This window comes from Kitasatospora sp. NPDC127035, assembly GCF_042726075.1.
Taxonomy (GTDB): domain Bacteria; phylum Actinomycetota; class Actinomycetes; order Streptomycetales; family Streptomycetaceae; genus Kitasatospora.
This window is the reverse complement of the sequence record NZ_JBHXDN010000042.1, coordinates 29205-51880: the sequence shown is the minus strand read 5'-3', so window position 1 is coordinate 51880 and position 22676 is coordinate 29205. Positions and strand designations below refer to the sequence as shown.

The following is a 22676-nucleotide window of genomic DNA, read 5'->3' as shown; positions in this document are numbered from 1 at the left end:
GCGGTCGACGCCGGATCGGTCCGCGCACACCGTCCGGCGTCCGCCGATCAGGTGCGTGGTGCGTGGTGCGTGAAGTGTGGTGCGAGGTGCGTGAAGTGCGGTGCGGGTGCGCCGCGCTCAGTGCATCGCGACGCCGGAGGCCTCCGTCGGCAGGTCGGAAGCCTTGGCCTTCACCACGAAGACCGCGACCACCAGGGCGACGGCCGCCAGCGCGGCGCCCGCGATGAAGCCGTGCGATATGCCCTGGGCGAGGACCTCGTTGGCCGCGCCGGTGCCCTGCGGGAACTCCTGCTTCTCCATCAGCCAGGCCTTCTGTTCCGGCGTGGCCGTGGCCATGAAGCCGGGCAGCTGGACCTTGGCCTCGGCGGTCGCGTAGTGCGCGAACACCGTGGTCAGGATCGACAGGCCGAGCGACCCGCCGATCTGCTGCATCGAGTTGAGCAGGCCCGAGGCGGCACCGGTCTCGTCCCCGGCGACGCCCGCGACGGCCAGCAGCATCACCGGGACGAAGACCAGGCCCATCCCGAAGCCGAACACGACCGTGGGGCCGAGGACGCCGTCCAGGTAGCCGCTGTCCGCGTCCATGAAGGTCAGCCAGGTGAGCCCGATGGTGACCAGCAGCGAACCACCGGCCATGAACGGCTTCGGGCCGTACTTGACCTGCAGGCTCGACGCGAGCTGGGCGGCCACGATGATGGACGCGCTGATCGGCAGGAAGGCGAAGCCGGACTTCAGCGGGCTGTAGCCCAGCGGGCCCTGCACGAAGAGCGTGATGTAGAAGAAGATGCCGAACATGGCCGCGGCCAGGCAGAGCATCATCACCAGGCCGCCGGTGCGGTTCCGGTCGGCGAACAGCTTCAGCGGGGTGATCGGCTGCGCGGTCCGGGTCTCGATGACCAGGAAGGCGGCCATCAGCACCACACCGGCCGCGAACGAGCCGAGCGTCAGCGGGTCGGACCAGCCGTCCGAGGCGGCACGGATGAAGCCGTAGACCAGGCCGACCAGTCCGAGTGTCGAGGTGAGCGCGCCGGGCACGTCGAAACGGCCCGCCTGGCGCTCCGACTCGGCGATGTGGCGCGGCGCGGCGAAGGCGATCAGGACGGCGATCGGCACGTTGACGAAGAAGACCCAGCGCCAGTCCAGGTACTCGGTGAGCACGCCGCCGGCCAGCAGGCCGATCGCGGCGCCCGAACCGGCCACCGCGGAGAACACCCCGAAGGCCTTGTTGCGTTCGGGCCCTTCCTCGAAGTTGGTGGCGATCAGGGCGAAGGCCGTCGGCGAGCAGATCGCGCCGCCGATGCCCTGGAGCGCGCGGGCGGCCAACAGCATGCCGCCGTCCTGTGCGAAGCCGCCGAGCAGCGAGGCGAACCCGAACAGGAGCGTGCCCGCGATGAAGACCCGGCGCCGGCCGAGGATGTCGCCCGCACGGCCACCGAGCAGCAGCAGGCCGCCGAAGGTCAGCGTGTAGGCGTTGATCACCCACGACAGGTTGGTCGTGGAGAAGTTCAGCACGTCCCTGATCTGCGGCAGGGCGATGTTCACGATGGTGGCGTCGAGCACCACCATCAGCTGCGAGGCCGCGATGACGGTCAGGGTGAGGTTTTTGTTCCGTCCTTGACGGCCCTGCGTTGGAGAGTTCTTGCTGAGTGTGTCGGAGATAGCCAAGTTGATGCCCCCTGCTGGCTACTGCTTCGTGTACTTCGGACCCGGGGTCCGGAACGGTCCGGCGGCGTCCCGCGGACTATGAAGGAACGGAATCGTTCACTACTGTGGACGATAGCGTGGGCGTGATTATGAACGCAACCGTTCCCTAAGGTTGGTGACAATGGATCAGTTGGTGCGGCGCCAGGCGGCGGTTCGGTCGACCGGCCGGGCGGTCGAACGGCCGGGCGAGAGGCCCGTCGAGCGGTCGACCGAGGCCGCCTCGGGACCCTGTCCCGTACGGATCGCGGCCGAGGCCCTGCGTCGACCGGTCCGGCGGCGGGGGAAGGAGCTGGAGACCGCGATCTTCGATGCGACGCTCGACCAGCTCACCTCCGGCGGGTTCGCGCGGCTGACGATGGAAGGGGTCGCCCAGGCAGCCCGGACCGGAAAGGCCGCGCTGTACCGGCGCTGGGCCTCCAAGGTCGAACTGGTCATCGACGCCCTGGACTCCACTCTGCCACGCCCCTCCGACACTCCGGACCTCGGGTCCGCCCGCGAGGAACTCCTCTACCTCGTCGAGAGCTTCGCCGCCGTCGTGCACTCCCGCTCCGGTGGTGCGATGCACGCGCTGATGGCCGAGTTGGATCACGAACAGGCCGCGCTGTTCAAGGACTTCATGGCCCAGCGGGTGATCGAACCGACCAAGGGGGTCATTCTGGACATCCTCCGGCGCGGCGCCGAGCGCGGCGACGTCCGGCCCGGCGCGGTCACGTCGATGGTCGCCGACCTGGCGCCGGCGATGCTGCTGTACCGGGTCAAGATCTGCGGCGGGCGGGTGGGCCCGGAGTTCGCGACCGAGCTGGTGGACGAGGTCATGGTCCCGCTGATGCGGAACTGAGGCCGGGGGCCGGGGTGCGGGTGTTCCCGGCCCGCCCCGGGCCTTCCCGGGTCCTGCGGCGGGTGGAATACGCTGGAGTCCGCCCAGCTGAACGGATTCCGACATGCCCATCGTCCCGCCGACGCACTCCGTCGAGCGCTCGCTCCGGCGGGCCGGCGCCAAGGTCGTGGCCGGTCTCGACGAGGTCGGGCGCGGCTCCTGGGCCGGGCCGGTGACCGTCGGCGCGGCCGTCACCGGACTGCGCCGGCCGCCGGAGGGGCTGACCGACTCCAAACTGCTCACCGAGCGCCGCCGCGAGGCGCTCGCCCCGGTGCTCGCCGACTGGGTCGGCGCGTACGCGCTCGGTCACGCCTCGGCCCTGGAGTGTGACGAGCTGGGGATGACGGCGGCGCTGCGACTGGCCGCAGTCCGGGCGCTGGAGGCGCTGCCGGTGGAGCCGGACGCGGTGATCCTGGACGGCAAGCACGACTACCTCGGCGGCCCCTGGCAGGTGCGCACGGTGATCAAGGGCGACCAGTCGTGCATCTGCGTGTCGGCCGCCTCGGTGCTCGCCAAGGTCCACCGCGACGGACTGTTGGCCGAACTGGGGGAGGCGCACCCCGAGTACGGGTTCGCCGACAACGCCGGCTATCCCTCCCCGGTCCACCGGGCCGCGCTGGAGGAGTTCGGGCCGACCGAACACCACCGCCTCTCCTGGTCATATCTGGACGGACTGCCCAAATGGCGCCACCTGAAGCGGAGCCGGCCCCTTCCCGGGGTGGGCGGAGCGGGTTCGGCGGAGCCGGTCGGCGAACAGCTGGCGCTGGGTTTCTGACGGGCCGTCGGGGAGGGTCGGGGGCCGGACCGCGAGGTTCGCGGTGACCAACAGGTGGGGCGCCCGTGCGCGTCCGACCGGCATTTGATAGATATCCGGGTATGCCTGTCTTCCCCGAGGAGCCGGAGATCAGCGAGAGCCTCCCGGGCCCCGGCGTTCCAAGCCCCCGTGAATCGGACGCACACGCCCTCCGTACGCCTGCCACCGGCAGCGCGAACACCGCCGTACCGTCGGCCGCCACCGCGTCGGCCCCGGTACCGGGCCCGCGTCCGGCACCGCCGCGTCCGGCACCCGCGCGTGCGAACCGTCCGGGGCCGCCGCCGCGCCCGAACCAGATTCCCAAGCCCACCCCGCCGCCCCCGCCGTCGCGGACCGCGTCGATCGAGATCCGGCATGTGCCGGCCACCGGGGCGGAGGCCCTGGACCGGGCCGACGAGACGGTCGACCGGCTGCTGGACTCCGGCCGTGACCCGGGAGACATCCTGGTGCTGACGGTCGGCGCGGCGCATCCGTGGCAACAGCACGAACTCACCTTCGGCGAGGAGCGCTACTGGGCGCAGCTCGCCGAGGGCGGCGACGTGTTCTACGCGGACGCCGACCTGACCCGCCCGGCCCGCCGTGCGGTCGTCGTCCTGGCCGTCGCTGCCGGCTCGGCCGGCCGCGTCGCCGCAGCACATGCCAAGGCACTCCAGCACGCGGACTCGCTGCTGGTGGTCTGCGGTGGCACCGCTCCCGCCCCGGCCGCCCTCGCGGGCGCCGGAGCACCGACCGGCGGCCGGCTGCCCGCCTGAGACCCTTCGGATCTTCGAGGCCCGGTACCGCTGGTGCCGGGCCTCGACGTTTCCGCGGGGCCTGCGCCACTCCCGGTCGGCGTCCGGACTCCCCGACCGCCTCGCTCGGCCGGTGGGCCGGGTCCGCTGCAGGCGCCGGCCCCGGGACGGGCGGGTGGTCGCGTCAGCGGGTGCCGGTGCGGCGGGTCGGCTCGATGGCCGTGACCCGGGCGGGTGTCCACGGGTGTTCGGACTGGCGAGACCGCTGTGGCCGTTCGCCGCGCCGGGGCCGCTCGGGCGCCGCCTGCCGCAGTGTCCGCTGGCCGCGCTGGCCGTCGAGGGCCGAACGCGGGGGCAGTTCCGTCACGGTGTGGACCGGTCCGTCCGCCCATGAAGCCGCGTTCGGATTGCGCCCGCTCCGTCCGTCCCCGAGGATCTGCCAGCCGACCGGGGTCAGGGCCACGTACGCGCCGCAGCGCAGCCCGTGCAGGGTGGCCGCGTCCTGGAGCGCCCACATCCAGGCGCCGTCCTGCTCGGTCCAGCCGGCCGCGCCCTCCCGGCAGCTCAGCAGCACGGCCGTCCGGGTCGGGGTGGGAAGGCGCAGGTCGTGCGGGACGACCTGGCGCAGGTGCGTGAGGATCGCGTTGCGGTGGAGCCAGCCGTCCTCGTTGTGCGGGCGGGGTGCGAACGAGGCCGACCCGGTCAGCCGGTGCAGCGCGTCCAGGACCGCGACCACGACCGTGCCGGGCTGGGGCAGGTGGCGCTGGTGCAGCTCCAGCACGAACTCGCGCGGATCGCGGAGCAGCGGGATCCCCGAGGCCGTCCAGGTCTGCAGGTCGAGCACCCGTCTGGGCGAGGAGCTCCGGGCGAGGGGATACTGACCTCGGTCGATGCCGTTGATCACAATCCTCCTTCCCGACCCACGGGCGCGCGGGTACCTGCGTACGCCGAAGACCTGGTCGACGGGACCGGGTTCCGGGTACGGTCCGATTCTCAGGGTAGCCGGGCGGGAGCGGCAACGATGAAATGATGAACGCCGCCCGAAAGCCAACGTTCTGCCGGATATATTCCACGTTCGTGCGAGTGCTACCCGACTGCTGCCGGATCGTGATCCGGGCCGCCTGAGGGATGCCGCGAAGTGTCCCGCGCAACTCCGTCCCGCCTTTCCGCCGGTGGCGGCCCCGGCGGTGTCCGCCGGGGCCGGCCGCGTTCCGGTGATCTCCTTAATTACTCCATTCGGGTGATATGAGTCGATCGGCTCCGGACCGGCCGTCAGCCCTGCACCGCCAGCACCAGCGGCAGCACCGCACCGGCACCGGCCCGCCGCAGCAACCGGGCGGCCACGGTGACCGTCCAACCGGAGTCGACCAGGTCGTCCACCAGCAGGACCGGCCCGCCCGCGGCCGCCACCGCCGCTTCCAGCTCCGGCGGCAGGACGAGGGCACCGGCCAGGGCGTTCAGCCGCTGGGCGCTGTTGCTGCGCGACCCGTGCGGGGGCTGTCCGGTCGCGTACTCGATCTGTCCGAGCAGGGGGAGCCGCCCGATCTCGGCGATCCGGGCCCCCAGACTGCCGACCAGCCGGGGCCGGCGGGACGAGGCCATGGTCACCACGCCGACCGGCCGGTCGAGTCGGCCGCCGTCGGCCGCGGCCGGGCCGGCCCAGCCGCCCGGACCGCGCGCCCAGTCGGCCAGGACGGTCACCAGGGCGTCCACCGCCTCGCCCGGGACCGGCCCGTCGGGGGCCTGGTCGGCGAGCAGCGCCCGCAGGCGGTTGCCCCAGCCGATGTCGGAGAGCCGGCCGAGGGCCCGGCCGGTCTCGGCCTGCTCTCCGGCCGGGATGCGGCCCTTGAGCGGTACGCCCAGCGCGTCCATCCCGGTGGGCCAGAGCCGACGGGGCTCGAAACCGACCCCGGGCCGGCCGAGGGAGGCCCGGGCCGCCTCCAGGGCCTCGGTCGAGACCTCCGGACCGTGCAGCGGTCCGGCGCAGTTGTCGCACCGGCCGCAGGGGGCGGCCTGCTCGTCGTCCAGCTGCCGGCGCAGGAACTCCATCCGGCAGTCGGTGCCCGCCGCGTACTCGCGCATCGCCCGCTGCTCGGCCTCGCGGGAGGCGGCGACCTTGGCGTAGCGGGCGGTGTCGTACTCCCAGCTCTGCCCGGTGGCCGTCCAGCCGCCCTTGACCCTCCGGACGGCGCCGTCCACGTCCAGGACCTTGAGCATGGTCTCCAGCCGGGCGCGGCGCAGGTCCACCCGGGGCTCCAGGGCGGCGGTGGAGAGCGGGCGGCCGGCTTCGGCGAGTGCGTCGATGGTCCGGCGCACCTGCTCCTCGGGCGGGAACGCCAGCGAGGCGAAGTAGCGCCAGATCGCCTCGTCCTCCCGGCCGGGCAGCAGCAGGACCTCGGCCCGGTCGACCCCGCGCCCGGCACGGCCGACCTGCTGGTAGTAGGCGATCGGGGAGCTGGGCGAGCCGAGGTGCACCACGAAGCCGAGGTCCGGCTTGTCGAAGCCCATGCCCAGGGCGGAGGTGGCGACCAGCGCCTTGACCCGGTTGGCGAGCAGATCGGCCTCGGCGGTGCGGCGCTCGGCGTCCTCGGTGCGGCCGGAGTAGGCGGCCACCGCGAAACCCCGCTCGCGCAGGAAGGCCGTCACCTCGTCCGCGGCGGCGACCGTCAGGGTGTAGACGATGCCGGAGCCGGGCAGCCGGTCGAGGTGGTCGGCGAGCCAGGCCAGCCGGTGCGCCGGGTCGGGCAGTGCGAGCACGCCGAGGGTGAGGCTCTCGCGGTCGAGCGGCCCGCGCAGCACCAGGGCGTGCGCGTCGCCGGTGCCCGTGCCGAGCTGCTCGGCGACGTCGGCGGTGACCCGGGCGTTGGCCGTGGCGGTGGTGGCCAGCACCGGGACGCCCGGCGAGAGGTCGGCGAGCATGGTGCGCAGCCGGCGGTAGTCGGGGCGGAAGTCGTGGCCCCAGTCGGAGATGCAGTGGGCCTCGTCGACCACCAGCAGGCCGGTGGAGGCGGCGAGCTTCGGGAGCACCTGGTCGCGGAAGTCCGGGTTGTTCAGCCGCTCGGGGCTGACCAGCAGTACGTCGACGGCCCCGGCGGCGACCTCGGCCTGGACGGTGTCCCACTCGTCGGTATTGGCGGAGTTGATGGTGCGGGCGTGGATGCCGGCCCGGGCGGCCGACTCCACCTGGTTGCGCATCAGGGCGAGCAGCGGGGACACGATGACCGTCGGTCCGGCGCCCCGGGCCCTCAGCAGGGAGGTGGCGATGAAGTAGACGGCGGACTTGCCCCAGCCGGTGCGCTGGACCACGAGGGCCCTCCGGTGGTCGACGACCAGCGCCTCGATGGCCGTCCACTGGTCCTCGCGGAGCGTGGCGCCCGGGCCGGCCAGCTCGCGCAGGACGGCCTCGGCCCGGGTCCGGACCTCGGCGCGGTCGGCGGCGGTGGCGGTGGTGTGGGTCTTCGGCTGCTGCATGGCGTCCATGTAACCCCGAGGTGCCGACAAGCGGCGAACGGCGGCCGGTCACGCGTGGGTGGATCGGGGCCGTATTTCATCATCTGTACTGCTGAACGGCCGTCAAATGTCCCCCTGGAGGGTGGTGCGTGTTGAGCCGAACGAGGGAGGAGTTATGCACAGGCGGGGTTTATCCACAGGGGAAAAAGAAAAATCCGGAGGCTCCGGCGAATTGCGCCAGTCTTCCGGCCATGAACAACGAACGCATCGCGCTCCCCTTCGGCGACGGCCCCGGCGGCCGGCCGATCACCATGCGGGGCCCGGCCGACATGGCCGAGCTGCTGCCCTACCTCCTCGGGTTCTTCCCCGACGACAGCATCGTCGCGGTCGGTCTCGGATCCCCGGACCTCCGCCAGGGCGGGGTGATCCGGCTGGACATCCCCGAGTCGCCGGAGGAGTGGCCGGCCGCCGCCGAGGAGACGGCCGACCTGCTGGTCGGGCTCTCCGAGCAGCAGGGCGAGCGGCCGGTCCAGGTCCTCCTCTACCTCTGTCAGGACCCGGGCCGTGATCACGGTCCGCCGACGGACGAGCGGCTGCGGCCGCTCGCCGAGCGGTTGCGGCTGGCCTTCGAGAGCCGCGGGGTGCGGGTCAAGGAGGCGCTCTGCGTCTCGGCCGGTCGCTGGTGGTCCTTCCTCTGCCGGCGTGACGGGTGCAGTTGCGATCCGGCGGGCAACCCGATCGGCAGCGCTCCCGGGCCCGGCCCGGTCGCGGTGGCTGCCACCGTCGCGGGCCTCGCCCCGCGCGGGAGCCGCAAGGAGATCGTCGCCGGGCTGGCGCCGGTCGGCCCGCCCGCCGCCGGCCCCCAGCGGCGGGCGATCGCCCGGGCCGAGGGCGGTCCGGCGGCGGGGCGGCGGCCGTCGCTCGGCCGGGAGGAGAGCGCCCGGCTGCTCGACGGGGCCGTGGCCGCGTTCATGGCGGGCGCCGTCGAGCTCGACGAGGACCGGACGGCCCGGCTGCTGCTGGTGCTCCAGGACCGGGTGATCCGGGACCGCGCCGCCGAGTACGCCAGGCCGGGCGAGCTGGCGTCCGCCCAGCGGCTCTGGCGGTTCCTCGCCACCCGCTGCGTGCCGCCCTACACGGGCTACGCGCCGCCGCCGCTCACCCTGCTGGCCTGGGTCTCCTGGGTCGCGGGAGACACCGCCACGGCGCGTGTGGTGCTCGCGCACACGCTCCGTCTCGCGCCGTCCTACCTGCTGGCCCAGCTCCTGTACGAGTCGCTCAACGGTGGCTTCACGGTCGAACCGCTGCTGGCGAGCGTGGAGGCGGAGCGCCGCCGCCGCACCGAGCGGGAGCGGACGTCGGCGGTGGGGCCGACCGTCGCTCAGGCTCAGGCTCAGGCCGACGGCGGGCGGGCCGGTACCGGTCCGGGTGGCGAGGCCCCCGATGCTGCCGGGCCGGTCGCGGTCGAGCCCGTGGAGGTCGAGCATCCGGACACCGAGTCTGCGGAGGCCGAGCCCGCAGGTGGGGAGCCGACGGACACCGGGCCGGGCGGGGCAGGAGCGGGTGACCCGGCGCCGCCGGACCGGGCCGGCGGGTCCGACCGGCCGGGCGGCTCCGCGACGGCGAAGGCCCGCCGCCGTCGCAGGCGTGGCCGCCGGGCACGGCCCGAGGGATCGCCGCCGTCCGGAGGAGCGAGCGGCCCGGTGCCCGGCGCCGCCCCGGATTCCGGGCATCCGACGGAGACCCCGCCCGAGCCGGCCGCAGTCGTCGCTGCGACCGGTAGGTCCGGCTCGTCGGACCTCGCGGGGCCGTCGGGCGCTGCCCGAGTGCGCGGCGGTCGGACCGGTGCGGAGCCGGTGCCGCGTCTCCTGCCGGGGCTGCCGGGCTGCCGCCCGGCGGAGCGACCGCGCTCCACCCGGCGGGCACGGATCAGCCGCTCCTCGCCCTGGGCGGCACCGGTCTCACCGACCCCCGCCCGCCGAGGCCGGTGCCGGGGCGTGCGGAGTGCGCCGGCCGGAGCCCGGACGTCCCGGTGATCCGGGAGCCCCGCGCGAGCACCGCCCGGTCCGGTCCGGGTGCCCGCCGGGCGCCGGGACCGGCCGGGGCTCGCCGGCAGGCGCGGCTACGCCTCGCCGCGGGCCATCGCGATCAGGCGGTCGAGCACCTTGCCGTCGCTGACCCGGAGGCCGTCGTGCTCCCACTCGTTGGTGATCCAGGTCCGCAGCCCCCGGACGGCCCGGGCGGTCGCCAGGGAGTCGGCCGTGTCGACGTACATGTCGTCGTGGTAGACGGCCGCCACCACCGGCACCTCGTTGGCGGCGAGCCGCGCCGGGTCGTACAGGTCGGGCCAGTCGGTCCGGGCGGCGAGCAGGTCCGCGGTCTCCTTCAGCGGTCGCAGCGCGGGGTCGGTGTCGAACATCCAGGGGTAGATCATCTCGCCGGTGAACAGCACCGGCGCGTCGGACTCCAGAGCGGCCCGGGCGTCGAAGGCCGGGAACTCCGCGCGGACCCGCTCGGCGGACCAGGCGGTGCCGGCGGGGTCCACCGAACGCTGGCCGTAGATCGACTCGTGCAGGACGGCGTAGAGCGGGCCCTGGGCGAAGGAGAGCTGCGCCTCGGCACCGGCCAGGAAGGTGTCGGAGAGCTCGGGGCCGTCGGTGCCCTCCACCCAGGCCTCCTCCAGCAGGTAGTGCAGGGTGCCGGAGCCGCTGCCGCTGCCGAGCAGCATGCCGAGTGCCTGGAAGGCCCGGACGGTGAGCAGCCCGCCGCCGGGCAGGGTGGCGGGGGAGTCGGAGAGGTGGGCGGCGATCCGCCGCACGCCTGCCACGTCCTCGGGGAAGCGGTCGTAGTGGCCCTCGTTCTTGCGGACGACCCGGGGGTAGGCCGCCCGGTAGACGTCGTCTGCGGAGCTGCGCAGCCCGGCGAGGCCACCCGTGACGAAGGCCTGGTCCAGTCCCTCGGGCGCGATCGAGAGGTAGGTGAGGGTGCAGAAGCCGCCGAAGCTCTGGCCGAGCAGGCTCCAGCGGCGGTCCTCGCCGAGCAGCCGGCGGCGGATCAGCTCGGCGTCCCGCACGATCGAGTCGGCACGGAAGTGCGCGAGGTAGTCGGCCTGCTCCTCGGCGCCACCGCGACGGGCGAGCGTCTGCCGGGTCGCGGGCGTGGAGCGCCCGGTTCCGCGCTGGTCGAGGAGGAGCACCCGGTAGTCGTCGAGGGCGCGCTCCAGCCAGCCGTCCCGGCCGAGCGGGCGGCCGGCCTTGCCTCCCGGGCCGCCCTGGAGGAAGAGCAGCCAGGGCAGGTCGTCGTCCTTCGCGCGGCCCGGGGCGACCACCTCGCGGGCGTACACCTCGATCTGCTCGCCCTGTGGGGCGCTGTGGTCGAGGGGCAGCTGGAAGACGTGGTCGGTGCTGACAATCCCGGGCAGCCGGCTGGGGGTGGACATACAACTCCTCGGTCTCTGCTGGTCACAGCGATCGCGTCGGCCCCCACCGGGGTTGCCGGTGGCGGGGCCGCGATCCCCGCACCGTATCCTGGCCGCGGCCGAGCACCGGCCCGGCGGTCACCGTCCAGGACGGCCACCCGACGGACCGGGCCTCGACGGCCCGCAGGACGGCGGGGAGGCGGCACCGGACCGGTACCGGAGCGGAGTCACAGCGAAAGCCCCGGCGGGTCCGCGAGCACCAACGGCACGCACGCCCGGAATCCCGGGCGGGTACCGCGGTCGAAGCCGGCGGGCGTGACCTGTGGACGGTCTCCGGCGTTGACCCCGGGGGCCCCGGGCCCGGCACCACGCCCCGTCCGGATCCGCCGTCGGGCCCGGAGTACCGTCCGGACGGTCGGCCGACACGGCACCCGTGCAGGTGGCGGTGCCGGCCCCGAGCGGCGGGGTGCGGAACGGACCGCCGCTCCGCGGCAGCGGTCCGCGCGGGGCACCGGCCGGGCATGACGTCACCGCCGCCGCGGGACGTCGGACCCGACGGCGCGCCGGGCGGGTCCGGTGAACGACCGGGCGCGACGGGACGCCCGGGAACGGCGCGGAGCCGATACCGACCCGGTATCGCGTCCCGCATGGCACGGCCCGGTACCGGGTACGGCCAGGCACGGCACACCGGCCGACGGAGAGGTCCGTCGGCCCGAGACACCACCAGCACGCGATCGAACATGCTCGCGGCCCACCGGCCCTGAACGGCCACCGGACCGCCGAGGGGAGGAGAGTCCGGTGACCGCGATGAGGCCACCACAGGCCATGCCGGCCGAGAGTGTGGTCGGCGCGCCCAGACCGGTCGGCCGACCGGATCCGGCCCAGCCCGGAGCGCCCGGCGGCCAGGCCCGGTCGGCGCCGCCGCGCCCGCAGCCGGCCGCCGCCCACCACGCGGTGCTCTGCGTCAACGCACCGGCGATGGCCGCCTCCGGGCCGGACGGCCAGCTGCGCGGGCACGGCCTGCACGGCTTCTACCGCTCGGGGGTCCGCGTGGTCGCCCGGATGGAGCTGCGGCTCGGCGGGATCGAGCCGCTCCCGCTCCAGGGCACCCTCACCACCGCGGCGCAGGCCCGTTTCCTCGGGGCCGTCCGGCTCCCCGGCGACCTCGACCCCGATCCGGCGCTCACCGTCGAGCGGCTGCGCCACGCCGACGGCGTCGAGACCGTGACGGTGCGGAACACCGGCAGCCGCGCGGCCCGGCTCCCGCTGGAGATCGCGCTCGGCACCGACCTCGGCCCGGTCGGCGAGATCGCCGCCGGCCACCGGCCGCCGGACCTGCCCGGCCAGGTGCAGTCCTCCGGGTTGCGCTGGGCGGGGCCCACCCACAGCGCCACGGTCAGTGCCCAGCCGTCTCCGCACGCCGTCCTGGCCGGCGCCGGTGTGCTGCGCTGGGACCTGGAGGTCCAGCCCGGGGCCCGCTGGTCGGTCGAGCTGCGGGCCGAACTGGAGACCACCCTGCCCGGCCCGCGACCGCCCGGCGGTCGGGGCACCGGAGTCCCGCTGCCCTGGGCCGAGCCCGAGGTGCGCTGCGACGACCCCCGGGCCGCACTGGTGGTGGCACGCTCCCTGGACGCCCTCGGCGGGCTGCTGTTCGCCGACCCCGACCGGCCGACCGACCTCTACCCCGCCTCCGGCGCACCCTGGCGGTTCGGGCTCGCCCCGGCCGACGCGCTCTGGGCGGCCCGGCTGGCACTGCCGCTCGGCACCCGGCTCGCCGCCGGCACCCTCCGGGCCCTGGCCCGCCGTCAGCAGCCGGCGCCCGTCCCCGGCCAGGGCGGTCACCGCCCCGAGGGTCTGCTGCCGGGGGCCCTGCGGCACGGTGGCCCCGAACTGCCGCCCACCTGTACCGCCACCGAGGCGACGCTGCTGTTCGTCACCGTGCTGGCCGAGGCCTGGCGCTGGGGCCTGCCCCGGCAGGAGGTCGCCGAGCTCCTCCCGGCCGCCGAGCGCGCGCTCGCGGCGCTGCGCGAGGGCCTGGTCGACGGCTTCGTCACCGACCTCAGCCGGCCGGTCGAGGAGAGGTCGGCCCACCCGGTGCCCGCCCGGGCAGAGGTCCAGGCCCAGGCGCACCGTGCCGCCCTGCACGGGGCCGACCTGCTGGCGGCCTTCGGCCGGCCCGGCGCCGAGGAGTGGCGGAGCTGGGCGGCCGGACTGCGCGCACGGTTCCGCGACCGGTTCTGGGTGGACGACCTCTCCGGCGGCCGTCCGGCCGCCGGTCTCGCCCCGGGCGGCCAGCCGCTGCCCGCCGTCGCCTCCAGCCTGGTCCACCTCCTCGACCCGGGGCTCTCGGCCGAGGGCGGCCGGCACGAGAGCCTGCTGGACCGTGAGCAGACCAGGCTGCTCGCCCATCGGCTGGCCGCGCCGGAGCTCGACAGCGGCTGGGGGCTGCGCACGCTGAGCGCCAAGTCGCCCCGGTTCAACCCGCTGGGCCACCGAAGCGGCGCGGTACGGGTCCACGAGACCGCCCTCGCCATCGCCGGGCTCGCCGAGGCCGGCCACGAGAACGAGGCCGGCGCGCTGCTGGAGGGTCTGCTCTCCGCCGCCGCCCACTTCGAGGGCCGGCTGCCCGAGATGTACGCGGGGGAGCAGCGCACGCCGGGCTGCCCGCCGGTGCCGCACCCGGGTGCCTGCCGCCCGGCGGCGGTCTCGGCCGCCGGGGCCGCGCACGCGGTGTTCGCGCTGGCCGGCGTCCGCCCCGATGTCCCGGGCGGGCGGGTACTGGTCCGCCCGGCCAGCACCGCGCCGCTCGGAGAGCTGGAGTTGACCGGTCTGCGGGTCGCGGGCGAGCCGTTCTCGGTGCGGGTCAGCCGGATCGGGGTCGCGATGGTGGAGGAGGCGTCCGCAGAGCTGCAACTGGTCGCCCGCTGACGCCGCCCCTGCCGCGCGGGGCGGGCCCGGCCGTCGGCCGGGCCCGCCCTCCTGCGGACCGTCCGTACGCGGGCCTGTGCTTATCGTCAGAGAGACGACTATGATCGTCGCCATGTCGCGTTATGACCCGTCGGCCTTCCCCCCGTTCGCTGTCACGGTCGACCTGGTGGTGCTGACGGTGCGCGAGCACGCGCTCTGTGCCCTGCTGGTCCGACGGGGTGAGCCTCCCTACCAGGGCTACTGGGCCCTCCCCGGAGGCTTCGTCCGCCCCGACGAGGGCCTCGCCGAGGCGGCCTCCCGGGAGCTCGCCGAGGAGACCGGTCTGCGCGCCCACTCCGCCCCCGGACACGACGCGGTCGGCCCCGGCACCGCCGGCGCCCACCTGGAACAGCTCGCGACCTACGGCCACCCCCAGCGCGACCCCCGGATGCGGGTGGTCAGCGTGGCGTACCTGGTCCTCGCGCCGGACCTGCCGACCCCGCGCGCCGGCGGCGACGCCAGCGGCGCACGCTGGGCACCCGTCACCGAACTGCTCGGCCCGGACCCCGTCGACGGGGTCCCGCTCGCCTTCGACCACGGGCTGATCCTGGCCGACGGAGTGGAGCGCGCTCGCTCCAAGATCGAGTACTCCTCGCTGGCGACGGCCTTCTGCGCGACCGAGTTCACCGTCGGCGAGCTGCGCCGGGTCTACGAAGCGGTCTGGGGTGTGGCGCTCGACCCGAGGAACTTCCACCGCAAGGTGACCGGCACACCCGGGTTCCTGCTTCCCTCGGGCGGCACCACGACGCGTCAGGGCGGGCGCCCGGCGCAGCTCTTCACCTCCGGCGGGGCCAACGTGCTCAACCCGCCGATGCTGCGCCCGGAGTCCTGAGCCCCCGAGCTCCCTCCGCCCCCGGCGTCGTCCGGACGCACCGCGTGCCACCGGTGCTGCGGCGTTCCCGCCCTGCCCCTCCCCGCCCCTCCCGGCCGCGTCGCGGTCCCCTCGCACGCCGTGGTGGTTCGCTCGCTCTCCCGGGCTACCCGGGTCTCCTCGCAGGATCGGATTGTCCCCTGATCGGGTGAGGTGCGCGGGCGTCGGGCCCGTGCCGCCCCCACAATGCCCGGAATCTCCGGACCGGCCCCCTAATGTGCTGGCGCGGAGCCGTGCGGGCACGACCCCGCGCCACGCAGACCGGGTCGGCCGAGGCATGGGAGCAGCCAGCGATGATCCAGATCACCGGACTGACCAAGGTCTACCGACGGGGCGGTCCGCCGGCGGTACTGGATCTGACCTTCGACGCCCGTCCCGGCATGGTGACGGCGTTGCTCGGTCCCGAGGACGCGGGCAAGTCCACCGCCCTGCGGCTGATGCTCGAACTCGAACGCGGCCGGGGCGTGACCCTCTTCGACGGCCGCACCTACCGCCGGCTGCGGCGGCCCGAGCGCGAGGTCGGCGTGGTGCTGCCCGACCCCGGCCGGGCCGGCGGAGCCGCGGACGCCGCGGGGCACCCCGGCCGGAAGGCGCGCGGTCACCTCAGGATGCTGGCGGCGGCCGTCGGGGTCCCGGCGAGCCGGGCCGACGAGCTGCTGGAACAGACCCGGCTGGCGGCCGTCGCCGACCAGCGCCTGCGGACCTTCTCACCCGGGATGCACCGGCGGCTGGCCCTCGCCGCCGCGCTGCTCGGCGACCCGGGGATCCTGCTGCTGGACGCGCCGACCGAGGGGCTCTCGCCGCGCAACGCGGAGTGGTTCCAGTCCTTCCTGCGCTCCTTCGGCGTCGCGGGCGGGACGGTCCTGGTCACCACCCGCACTCCGCAGGACGCCGCCCGGTTCGCTGACCGGGTGATCACCCTGGACCAGGGCCGGCTGGTGGCCGACCAGCCGGTGACGGAGTTCCGCCGCACCCGGCTCAGCCCGGAGGTCGCCGTCCGCGGGCCGCAGATGGCGCGGCTCGCGGACCTGCTGGTCGGCCAGGGGGCGCAGGTCCGCCGCGACGGCGGGGCCGGTCTCGCGGTGGCCGGGATCGGCCGTACCGAGATCGGTGAACTCGCCTACCGCAACGGCATCCTGTTGCACGAGCTGGCCGACCGCGTGGTCGAGCAGCCCGCGCCCCGGGCCGCCCTGCCGGTCGGGTCCGGGCGCTCCGGGCACCTTCACCTCCAGAACCGGGCGGGACAGGACCGCCCGGCGAAGGCGCAGCGGGATCAGGGGGCTCCGGAGGAGCGGCGGGAGCCGACCGGTGGAGGCCGGAAGGCGGAGCTCGGGGCAGGGGGAGCGGACCGGACGGTCGCGCTGCCCCAGGTGTCGGCGGAGCCGGCCCCGGTGCCGCAGCCGGCCGCCGCCGAGCGGGACCAGACGCCCTCGCCCACCCTCGCGCTGCCGGTCGCACCCGGGCCGGCCGTGGCCCCGGTCGCCGTCTCGGCCGCGACCGCGCTGTCGGCGATCACGGGGCGGGCCGGCCGACGTGCGGCCCGCCGGCCCGGATCCGCACCGGCACCCCGGCTCCAGCCCCCGCTCACGCCCGCGGAGACCCCGCCTCCGGCCGTGACCCCGCCTCCGGCACCGGCGCAGGTTCAGGCCCCGACGTCCGTTCAGGACCCGGCCCGGGTGCGGCTCCAGGACCGGGCTCCGGCCCAGACCCAGACCCAGGCCCAGGCCCGGGCCGCGCGTCCGGTCGAGGACGAGGACGCGGACACCTCCCCGACGGTCGCCGTGGACCGGCTCTTCCGGGACGGCCTGAACGACCTGGCCCGGTCCGGCGTCACGCCGGTATCCGCGTTCCCCGAACACGCGGTGCCCTCCGACGACCTGACGACCGACGACACCGTCCGTCTCGGCCGCCTCGCCCAGCCCCTCGCGGAGTCGGGCGTACGGTCCCCGCGGACGCCCGTGCCGCCGACCGGGGCGGGCGACGACCGCGCCGTCACGGAGCGCCGGGCGGCCGACCCCGCAGGGGCGCGCGGGCTGCCGGCGTACTCCGGGCCCGCCGGTCACGGCCGGATGCCGACCGGGTCGCGCTCGCTGTCGGCGGCGGCTGCGGCTGCGGCAACGACTCCGACTCCGACTCCGGCGCCGGCTTCGGGCTCGCTTCGGGCCTCCGGATCCGACCCTGCTGCTGCCCCGGCGAATTCCGGGGAGGCCGGGCCGGCCCGCGGGGCTGCACCGGCGACCGGGACACCCGAGCACGCCTCCGCAGCCCTCCCGGCCGCGGCGCCGGCACACGCGCTGCCGGCTCTGCCCACGCCCACCCCCGCTCCCGCCCCGGTGTGGACCTCCGCCGGGTCGGCCGGGGCAGAGGCACCCGGCCACGGAGCCGCCGTCCTTCCCGTCACCCCCGCCACCATCGACCTTCGGAGCGAGTGAACCGTGCGAGTTCTGGCCTACGAGCTGCGCCGGTTGCGCGGCCTGCGTTCCACCTGGCTGCTGCTCGGTGCCGTGGTGCTCTGTGACGCGGCGGTGGCCGCCGTGCTGGCGGGGCAACTGCCCGACGGGGGGCTGGACGGTGCGGCGGCGGTGCGGCTGCTGACGGCGACGGTGCCGCTGGTGCCCCTGCCGTTCGCCGCGTTGGGGGCCGGGGTGCTGGGGGCGCTGTCGTACGGGCACGAGGTGCGGCACCCGGGGCTGGCGGCCTCGCAGGTGTCGTACCCGCGCCGGGTGCGGCTGCTGACGGCCAAGCTGCTGGTGACCGGTTCGGTGGCGGCGCTGCTGGCGCTGGTCACGCTGCTGGTCGACGCGGTGGCCGTGCACCTCGCACTGCCGGCAGGGGCGACGGTGACGGCGTGGTCCGAGCCGGCCGCGCTCTCCGGTCGGGTGGCGGAGGCGCTGGCCTCGGCCGGCCTGGGCGGGCTCGGCGACTTGCCGACCGTGCTGGCGCCCGTGGCACTGGCGGCCGGGCAGGGTGCGCCGGCCGCGTTGCTGGCCTTCGTCCTGCTGGTGGTCGTGGCGGGCTGGACCGGGGTGCTGACGGCCTCGCTCACCCGCAGCGCCGCTGCCGGGGTGCTGCTGCTCTGCGCGCTGCCGCCGCTGCTGGAGTCGGGCGTGGCGCTGCTGCTGCGGCAGACCGGGACGGCGTGGCCGACCCGGGCGGCGGAGCTGCTGCCGTTCCAGTCGGGGGTCGAGTGGGCGTACGGATGGGTGTACGGCGGGGACCGCCGGGTTGCGGAGAGCGGGTCGGCCCTGACCGACCCGGCGTTGCTGGCCGCGGTGACGGCGCCGGCCTTGGTACTGCTGCTGACCACCCTGCTGGTCCAGGCCCGGCGCCGGGCGCTCTGAGCCACCCCGCGGGCCGGGACACGGCCGCCCGGCGGACTGCGGACGGACTGCGGGTCGGCCGTCGGGGAGGTGCGTGGAGACGCGGAACGGCGGCGTCCGGCCCCTGACGGTTCGCCAAGATCGGCCACCAGTGACCGCAATGAGCGTTTCTTCCTGATAAGAAGTCAATTATCCAGTCACGGTCGATCACCCTTTCGTGTGCTTTTCACGAGAATTCTCAAGCTGTGCTCCCCGATCGCCGACAAAGGACCTGTGAGTACCCTTGCGCACCCCACCATGACCCCTGCCCGTTCCGCCGACGGGGCCATCCCCGGCTCCGGCGACCTGGACCGCTTCTCGTACGCCGACCGGCCGACCCCGCCGGCGCCCCGTTGGGAGGGCGCCGAGTCGGACCTCGCCCGGGTCGGCCGCAAGACCACCAGCAGCCGCGGCCGCGGCCTGCACGGCCAGCTGGTCCAGCAGCTCGGCCAGATGATCGTCTCCGGCGACCTCGGCGCCGACCGGCCGCTCGTCCCCGAGGAGATCGGCCAGCGGTTCGAGGTGTCCCGCACCGTCGTCCGCGAGTCGCTGCGCGTGCTGGAGGCCAAGGGTCTGGTCAGTGCCAGGCCGAACGTCGGCACCAGGGTCCGCCCCGTCAGCGACTGGAACCTGCTCGACCCGGACATCATCGAGTGGCGCGCCTTCGGCCCCCAGCGGGACGAGCAGCGCCGGGAGCTGTTCGAGCTCCGCTGGGCGATCGAGCCGCTGGCGGCCCGGCTGGCCGCCGGCCACGGCCGGGAGGACGTCCAGCAGCGCATGGTCGAGCTGGTCGAGATCATGGGTCACGCCGCAGCCCAGGCCGATCACTCGACCTTCACCCGGGCCGACGCCGAGCTGCACGGGCTGCTCCTCCAGCTGGCCGGCAACCGGATGCTGGAGCACCTCTCCGGGATCGTCGCCTGCGCGCTCCAGGTGTCCGGCGGCCCGGTCATCTCCTGCGAGCGGCCGGTCGAGGCCTCCGTCAGCCTGCACGCCCGGCTGGTGGACGCGCTCGGGGCCGGCGACGGCACCGCGGCCGAGGCCGCGACGCGGGCGCTGCTCACCGTCCACCCCGAGATCGAGCCGTCGGTCCCGGCGCCCCGGGAGCACTGAGCGGTCCGTTCGGGGTCGAGTGTTCCCCCCGTTCCCCGCGACCACCGGCCCTCCGGCTGCCGCCACGGCGCAGCCGGAGGGCCTCTGCGTGTCCGGGCGGTGGGCGGCGGAACGGGCCGGGTGTCGCCCCGGTGGCCCAAGTGTCGTGTCCATGGTGACGGGCTTCGGCGCGAGTGAGGGATGATGGAAGTCGGCCCCGGGCCGCGGAGAGCGAACGGTGTGACCCGCGACACGAAGGCCATGCGTAACACTTGACGTGTAGCAGCGATGTCTCCTGAGCGGGAGCAGCTCCGGAATACCCCAACGTGTCAGAATGCTGTGTTGGTCCGCGGCGCTGCTGCCGTCCTGCAAACCCAGTCCTCAAACCCGAGTCGGTCGGAATCGACACCGCGTGCCCGACGCGCGATCTCCTTCCCCGCCCGCTCGGGCGGCCGGTACGGGTTCGAGTCCACTCATCGTCCGAGAGGTTGTTCGTGTCGGCCAGCACATCCCGTTCGCTTCCCCCCGAGATCGCCGAGTCCGCGGCTCTGCTGGCGCTCATCGAGCGGGGCAAGGCCCAGGGGCAGATCGCCGGTGACGACGTACGCCAGGCGTTCGAGGCGGACCAGATCCCGGTCACCAAGTGGAAGAACGTCATGCGCAGCCTCAACCAGGTTCTGATTGAGGAGGGGGTGGATCTCATGGTCAGCGCGGCCGAACCGGCCGGCGCCAAGCGCAAGAGCGTCGCTGCCAAGAGCCCCACCAAGCGCACGGCCACCAAGGCGGTCACCACCCGGACCCCCGCCACTCCGACCAAGCCGCCCGTGCGCATCGCGCCCGGTGCGCCCGTCTCCACCCCCGCGGTCGCGGCCGCTGCCGCGCCGGTCAGCACGGTGTCCGCCGAGATCACGGTCGAGGGGACAGGCGTCGCCGCCGACGTGAAGGCCGTCGCCAAGAAGGCCGTCGCCAAGAAGGCGGTCGCCAAGAAGGCCGCCGCCCCGGCCAAGAAGACGGCCGCCAAGAAGACCACCGCCACCAAGACCGGCAAGGCCGGCGAGGAGGAGCTGCTCGGCGAGGAGGAGCTGGAGGACGCGGCGCTCCCGGGCGACAAGCCCGCCGCCGAGGGTGACGCTCCGGAGGAGGAGTCGGAGGGGTTCGTCCTCTCCGACGACGACGAGGACGACGCCCCGGCCCAGCAGGTCGCCGTGGCGGGTGCCACCGCCGACCCGGTCAAGGACTACCTGAAGCAGATCGGCAAGGTCCCGCTGCTCAACGCCGAGCAGGAGGTCGAGCTCGCCAAGCGCATCGAGGCCGGCCTGTTCGCCGAGGACAAGCTCTCGGCCGCCGACAAGCTCGCCCCCAAGCTCAAGCGCGAGCTGGAGATCATCGCCGAGGACGGCCGCCGGGCCAAGAACCACCTGCTGGAGGCCAACCTCCGTCTGGTCGTCTCGCTGGCCAAGCGCTACACCGGTCGCGGCATGCTCTTCCTGGACCTGATCCAGGAGGGCAACCTGGGCCTGATCCGTGCGGTCGAGAAGTTCGACTACACCAAGGGCTACAAGTTCTCCACCTACGCGACCTGGTGGATCCGTCAGGCGATCACCCGCGCGATGGCCGACCAGGCCCGCACCATCCGTATCCCGGTGCACATGGTCGAGGTCATCAACAAGCTGGCCCGCGTCCAGCGCCAGATGCTCCAGGACCTGGGCCGCGAGCCCACCCCGGAGGAGCTGGCCAAGGAACTCGACATGACCCCGGAGAAGGTCATCGAGGTCCAGAAGTACGGCCGCGAGCCCATTTCGCTGCACACCCCGCTGGGTGAGGACGGCGACAGCGAGTTCGGCGACCTGATCGAGGACTCCGAGGCGGTCGTCCCGGCCGACGCGGTCTCCTTCACCCTGCTCCAGGAGCAGCTGCACTCCGTGCTGGACACGCTGTCCGAGCGCGAGGCGGGCGTGGTCTCGATGCGCTTCGGCCTGACGGACGGTCAGCCGAAGACGCTCGACGAGATCGGCAAGGTGTACGGGGTCACCCGTGAGCGCATCCGCCAGATCGAGTCGAAGACCATGTCCAAGCTGCGCCACCCGTCGCGCTCGCAGGTGCTGCGCGACTACCTGGACTGATCCGTCGGACCGTCGCAGGTCCAGCCCGAAGGCCCGGAGCGAACGCTCCGGGCCTTCGGGCTGTTCGGGGGCGGTCGGCGTCACCGTCCGGGTGGCCGTTGTCGCTCGTCCGGGTGGCTGTGCGGCCGCAGGGGGTCGCTCACCGTAGCCGTTCACCTACGCTGTGCCGGTTGCCTGCTGCTGCCGAGCCACCTGGAGACACGGTGTCGCCCAACCCGGACCGCCCGGACCGCGCCGACCTGCCGACCGCCGCCCCGACCCCGGTGCACTCGCCGACGGCGCACGCGGTGCGCCCGGTGCGCCGAGCCCGCCGGGCCGCCGTCCTGACCCTGCTGGCCGCCCTGCCCGCGCCGCTGATCGCCCTGGGGCCGGCGGTGCCCGCCGCCCAGGCGAAGGGGCGGATCGTCGGTGGTGTGGCGGCGAGCACCGCCGACCGGCCCTGGGTGGTGGCGCTGGCCAGTCGCCAGCAGTTCGGCGCCGGGCGCTCGGGGCAGTTCTGCGGCGGCGCGCTGGTCACTCCGACCAAGGTGGTGACGGCCGCGCACTGCTTCTACGACGAGTCCAGGGGGCAGCGGGTGGAGCGCCCGGGCCTCAGGGTCGTGGTGGGGCGGGACGACCTGCGGGGCGGGGCGGGGCGCGAGGTGCCGGTCCAGGCGGTCTGGGTCCACCCCGACTACGCCTTCGCCACCAACATGAACGATGTGGCGGTGCTCACTCTCGGCGAGTCCCAGGAGGCCCGGCCGGTGATCGAACTGGTCGGTCAGGGCGAGACCGGGCCGTACCTGGCGGGCACCAGGGCGCAGGTCTACGGCTGGGGTGACAGCACCGGTCACGGTGACTACTCGCCCACGCTGCGTGGGGTCGACGTGCCGATCGTCCCGGACCAGACCTGCGCGCAGGCGTACTCGGGTGGTGCGGACGGCCGCTTCGACGCCCGGGGCATGGTCTGCGCGGGCGAGGAGCAGGGCGGCAGGGACGCCTGCCAGGGCGACAGCGGCGGGCCGCTGGTGGTCGCCGGCAGGCTCGCCGGACTGGTCTCCTGGGGCACGGGCTGCGCCGAGGCCGCCCACCCGGGCGTCTACACCCGGATCGGTTCGGTCGCGGACGCGGTGCGCGCCGTCCTGTAACCGGTCCGCCGCGGAGGGTCGACGGGAGTCCGGGCGTGAAAACGTCGGAGCCGGGGGGGCCGCCCCCCCGGCGCGGGGGCACCCCCCCCCCCCCCCCCCCCCCCCCCCCCCCCCCCCCCCACAACACCCGCAGAAAGAAGGGG

General features: G+C 74.8%; 15 protein-coding genes. 11 read left to right on the top strand and 4 right to left on the bottom strand.

Features of this window, described 5'->3' with window-relative positions; all coding sequences use genetic code 11:
• Positions 1–117: 117 nt before the first annotated feature.
• A complete protein-coding gene (locus tag ACFWIC_RS26305; protein WP_380360498.1) occupies positions 118–1665 on the bottom strand; it encodes an MFS transporter in 1548 nt (515 codons plus the stop codon).
• Between the two features lie 160 nt (positions 1666–1825).
• Here ACFWIC_RS26305 and ACFWIC_RS26300 point away from each other — a divergent pair, with 160 nt between their 5' ends.
• The 3 genes from ACFWIC_RS26300 (at position 1826) to ACFWIC_RS26290 (ending at position 4147) form a co-directional block, all read left to right on the top strand.
• Positions 1826–2542 carry a TetR/AcrR family transcriptional regulator gene (locus tag ACFWIC_RS26300; protein WP_329950005.1) on the top strand — a complete coding sequence of 239 codons (717 nt, stop codon included), beginning with the start codon at positions 1826–1828 and terminating at the stop codon, positions 2540–2542.
• Between the two features lie 103 nt (positions 2543–2645).
• On the top strand, positions 2646–3356 hold the full coding sequence (locus ACFWIC_RS26295; RefSeq protein WP_329882599.1) for a ribonuclease HII: 711 nt from the start codon (positions 2646–2648) through the stop codon (positions 3354–3356).
• 395 nt (positions 3357–3751) lie between these two features.
• The gene (locus ACFWIC_RS26290) at positions 3752–4147 is read left to right on the top strand and encodes a hypothetical protein (RefSeq protein ID WP_329950007.1); all 396 of its coding nucleotides are present in this window, start codon (positions 3752–3754) and stop codon (positions 4145–4147) included.
• 163 nt (positions 4148–4310) lie between these two features.
• On the opposite strand, the gene ACFWIC_RS26285 is transcribed toward ACFWIC_RS26290, so the two are convergent.
• Both ACFWIC_RS26285 and ACFWIC_RS26280 read right to left on the bottom strand, forming a co-directional pair.
• A complete protein-coding gene (locus ACFWIC_RS26285; RefSeq protein WP_355400233.1) occupies positions 4311–5030 on the bottom strand; it encodes a hypothetical protein in 720 nt (239 codons plus the stop codon).
• Between the two features lie 368 nt (positions 5031–5398).
• Positions 5399–7597, bottom strand: a complete 2199-nt coding sequence (locus ACFWIC_RS26280; protein ID WP_329950009.1) for a RecQ family ATP-dependent DNA helicase — start codon at positions 7595–7597, stop codon at positions 5399–5401.
• 230 nt (positions 7598–7827) lie between these two features.
• Here ACFWIC_RS26280 and ACFWIC_RS26275 point away from each other — a divergent pair, with 230 nt between their 5' ends.
• Positions 7828–9612 (top strand): DUF4192 family protein, encoded by a 1785-nt coding sequence (locus ACFWIC_RS26275; RefSeq protein ID WP_380520155.1) that lies wholly within the window; start codon positions 7828–7830, stop codon positions 9610–9612.
• Between the two features lie 86 nt (positions 9613–9698).
• Here the strand turns inward: ACFWIC_RS26275 and ACFWIC_RS26270 are convergent, their stop codons facing one another.
• Entirely contained in the window at positions 9699–11015 is a 1317-nt protein-coding gene (locus tag ACFWIC_RS26270; RefSeq protein WP_380360508.1) for an alpha/beta fold hydrolase, read from the bottom strand.
• 786 nt (positions 11016–11801) lie between these two features.
• On the opposite strand from ACFWIC_RS26270, the gene ACFWIC_RS26265 reads away from it, so the two are divergent.
• From ACFWIC_RS26265 to ACFWIC_RS26235, 7 genes are all read left to right on the top strand, one after another.
• Positions 11802–13922 (top strand): glycogen debranching N-terminal domain-containing protein, encoded by a 2121-nt coding sequence (locus ACFWIC_RS26265; RefSeq protein WP_380520164.1) that lies wholly within the window; start codon positions 11802–11804, stop codon positions 13920–13922.
• A gap of 112 nt (positions 13923–14034) precedes the next feature.
• Positions 14035–14793 (top strand): NUDIX domain-containing protein, encoded by a 759-nt coding sequence (locus ACFWIC_RS26260; RefSeq protein WP_380360510.1) that lies wholly within the window; start codon positions 14035–14037, stop codon positions 14791–14793.
• A gap of 332 nt (positions 14794–15125) precedes the next feature.
• A complete protein-coding gene (locus ACFWIC_RS26255) occupies positions 15126–17264 on the top strand; it encodes an ATP-binding cassette domain-containing protein (RefSeq protein WP_380520154.1) in 2139 nt (712 codons plus the stop codon).
• Positions 17265–17267: 3 nt separating this feature from the next.
• Complete coding sequence (locus ACFWIC_RS26250; protein ID WP_329950013.1) at positions 17268–18173, top strand: hypothetical protein; 906 nt, start codon at positions 17268–17270, stop codon at positions 18171–18173.
• Positions 18174–18371: 198 nt separating this feature from the next.
• Entirely contained in the window at positions 18372–19304 is a 933-nt protein-coding gene (locus ACFWIC_RS26245; protein WP_329882607.1) for a FadR/GntR family transcriptional regulator, read from the top strand.
• A 467-nt stretch (positions 19305–19771) separates the two neighbouring features.
• Positions 19772–21406 carry an RNA polymerase sigma factor gene (locus tag ACFWIC_RS26240; protein WP_380360515.1) on the top strand — a complete coding sequence of 545 codons (1635 nt, stop codon included), beginning with the start codon at positions 19772–19774 and terminating at the stop codon, positions 21404–21406.
• A gap of 287 nt (positions 21407–21693) precedes the next feature.
• Positions 21694–22533 carry a S1 family peptidase gene (locus ACFWIC_RS26235; protein ID WP_380520163.1) on the top strand — a complete coding sequence of 280 codons (840 nt, stop codon included), beginning with the start codon at positions 21694–21696 and terminating at the stop codon, positions 22531–22533.
• Positions 22534–22676: the final 143 nt, after the last annotated feature.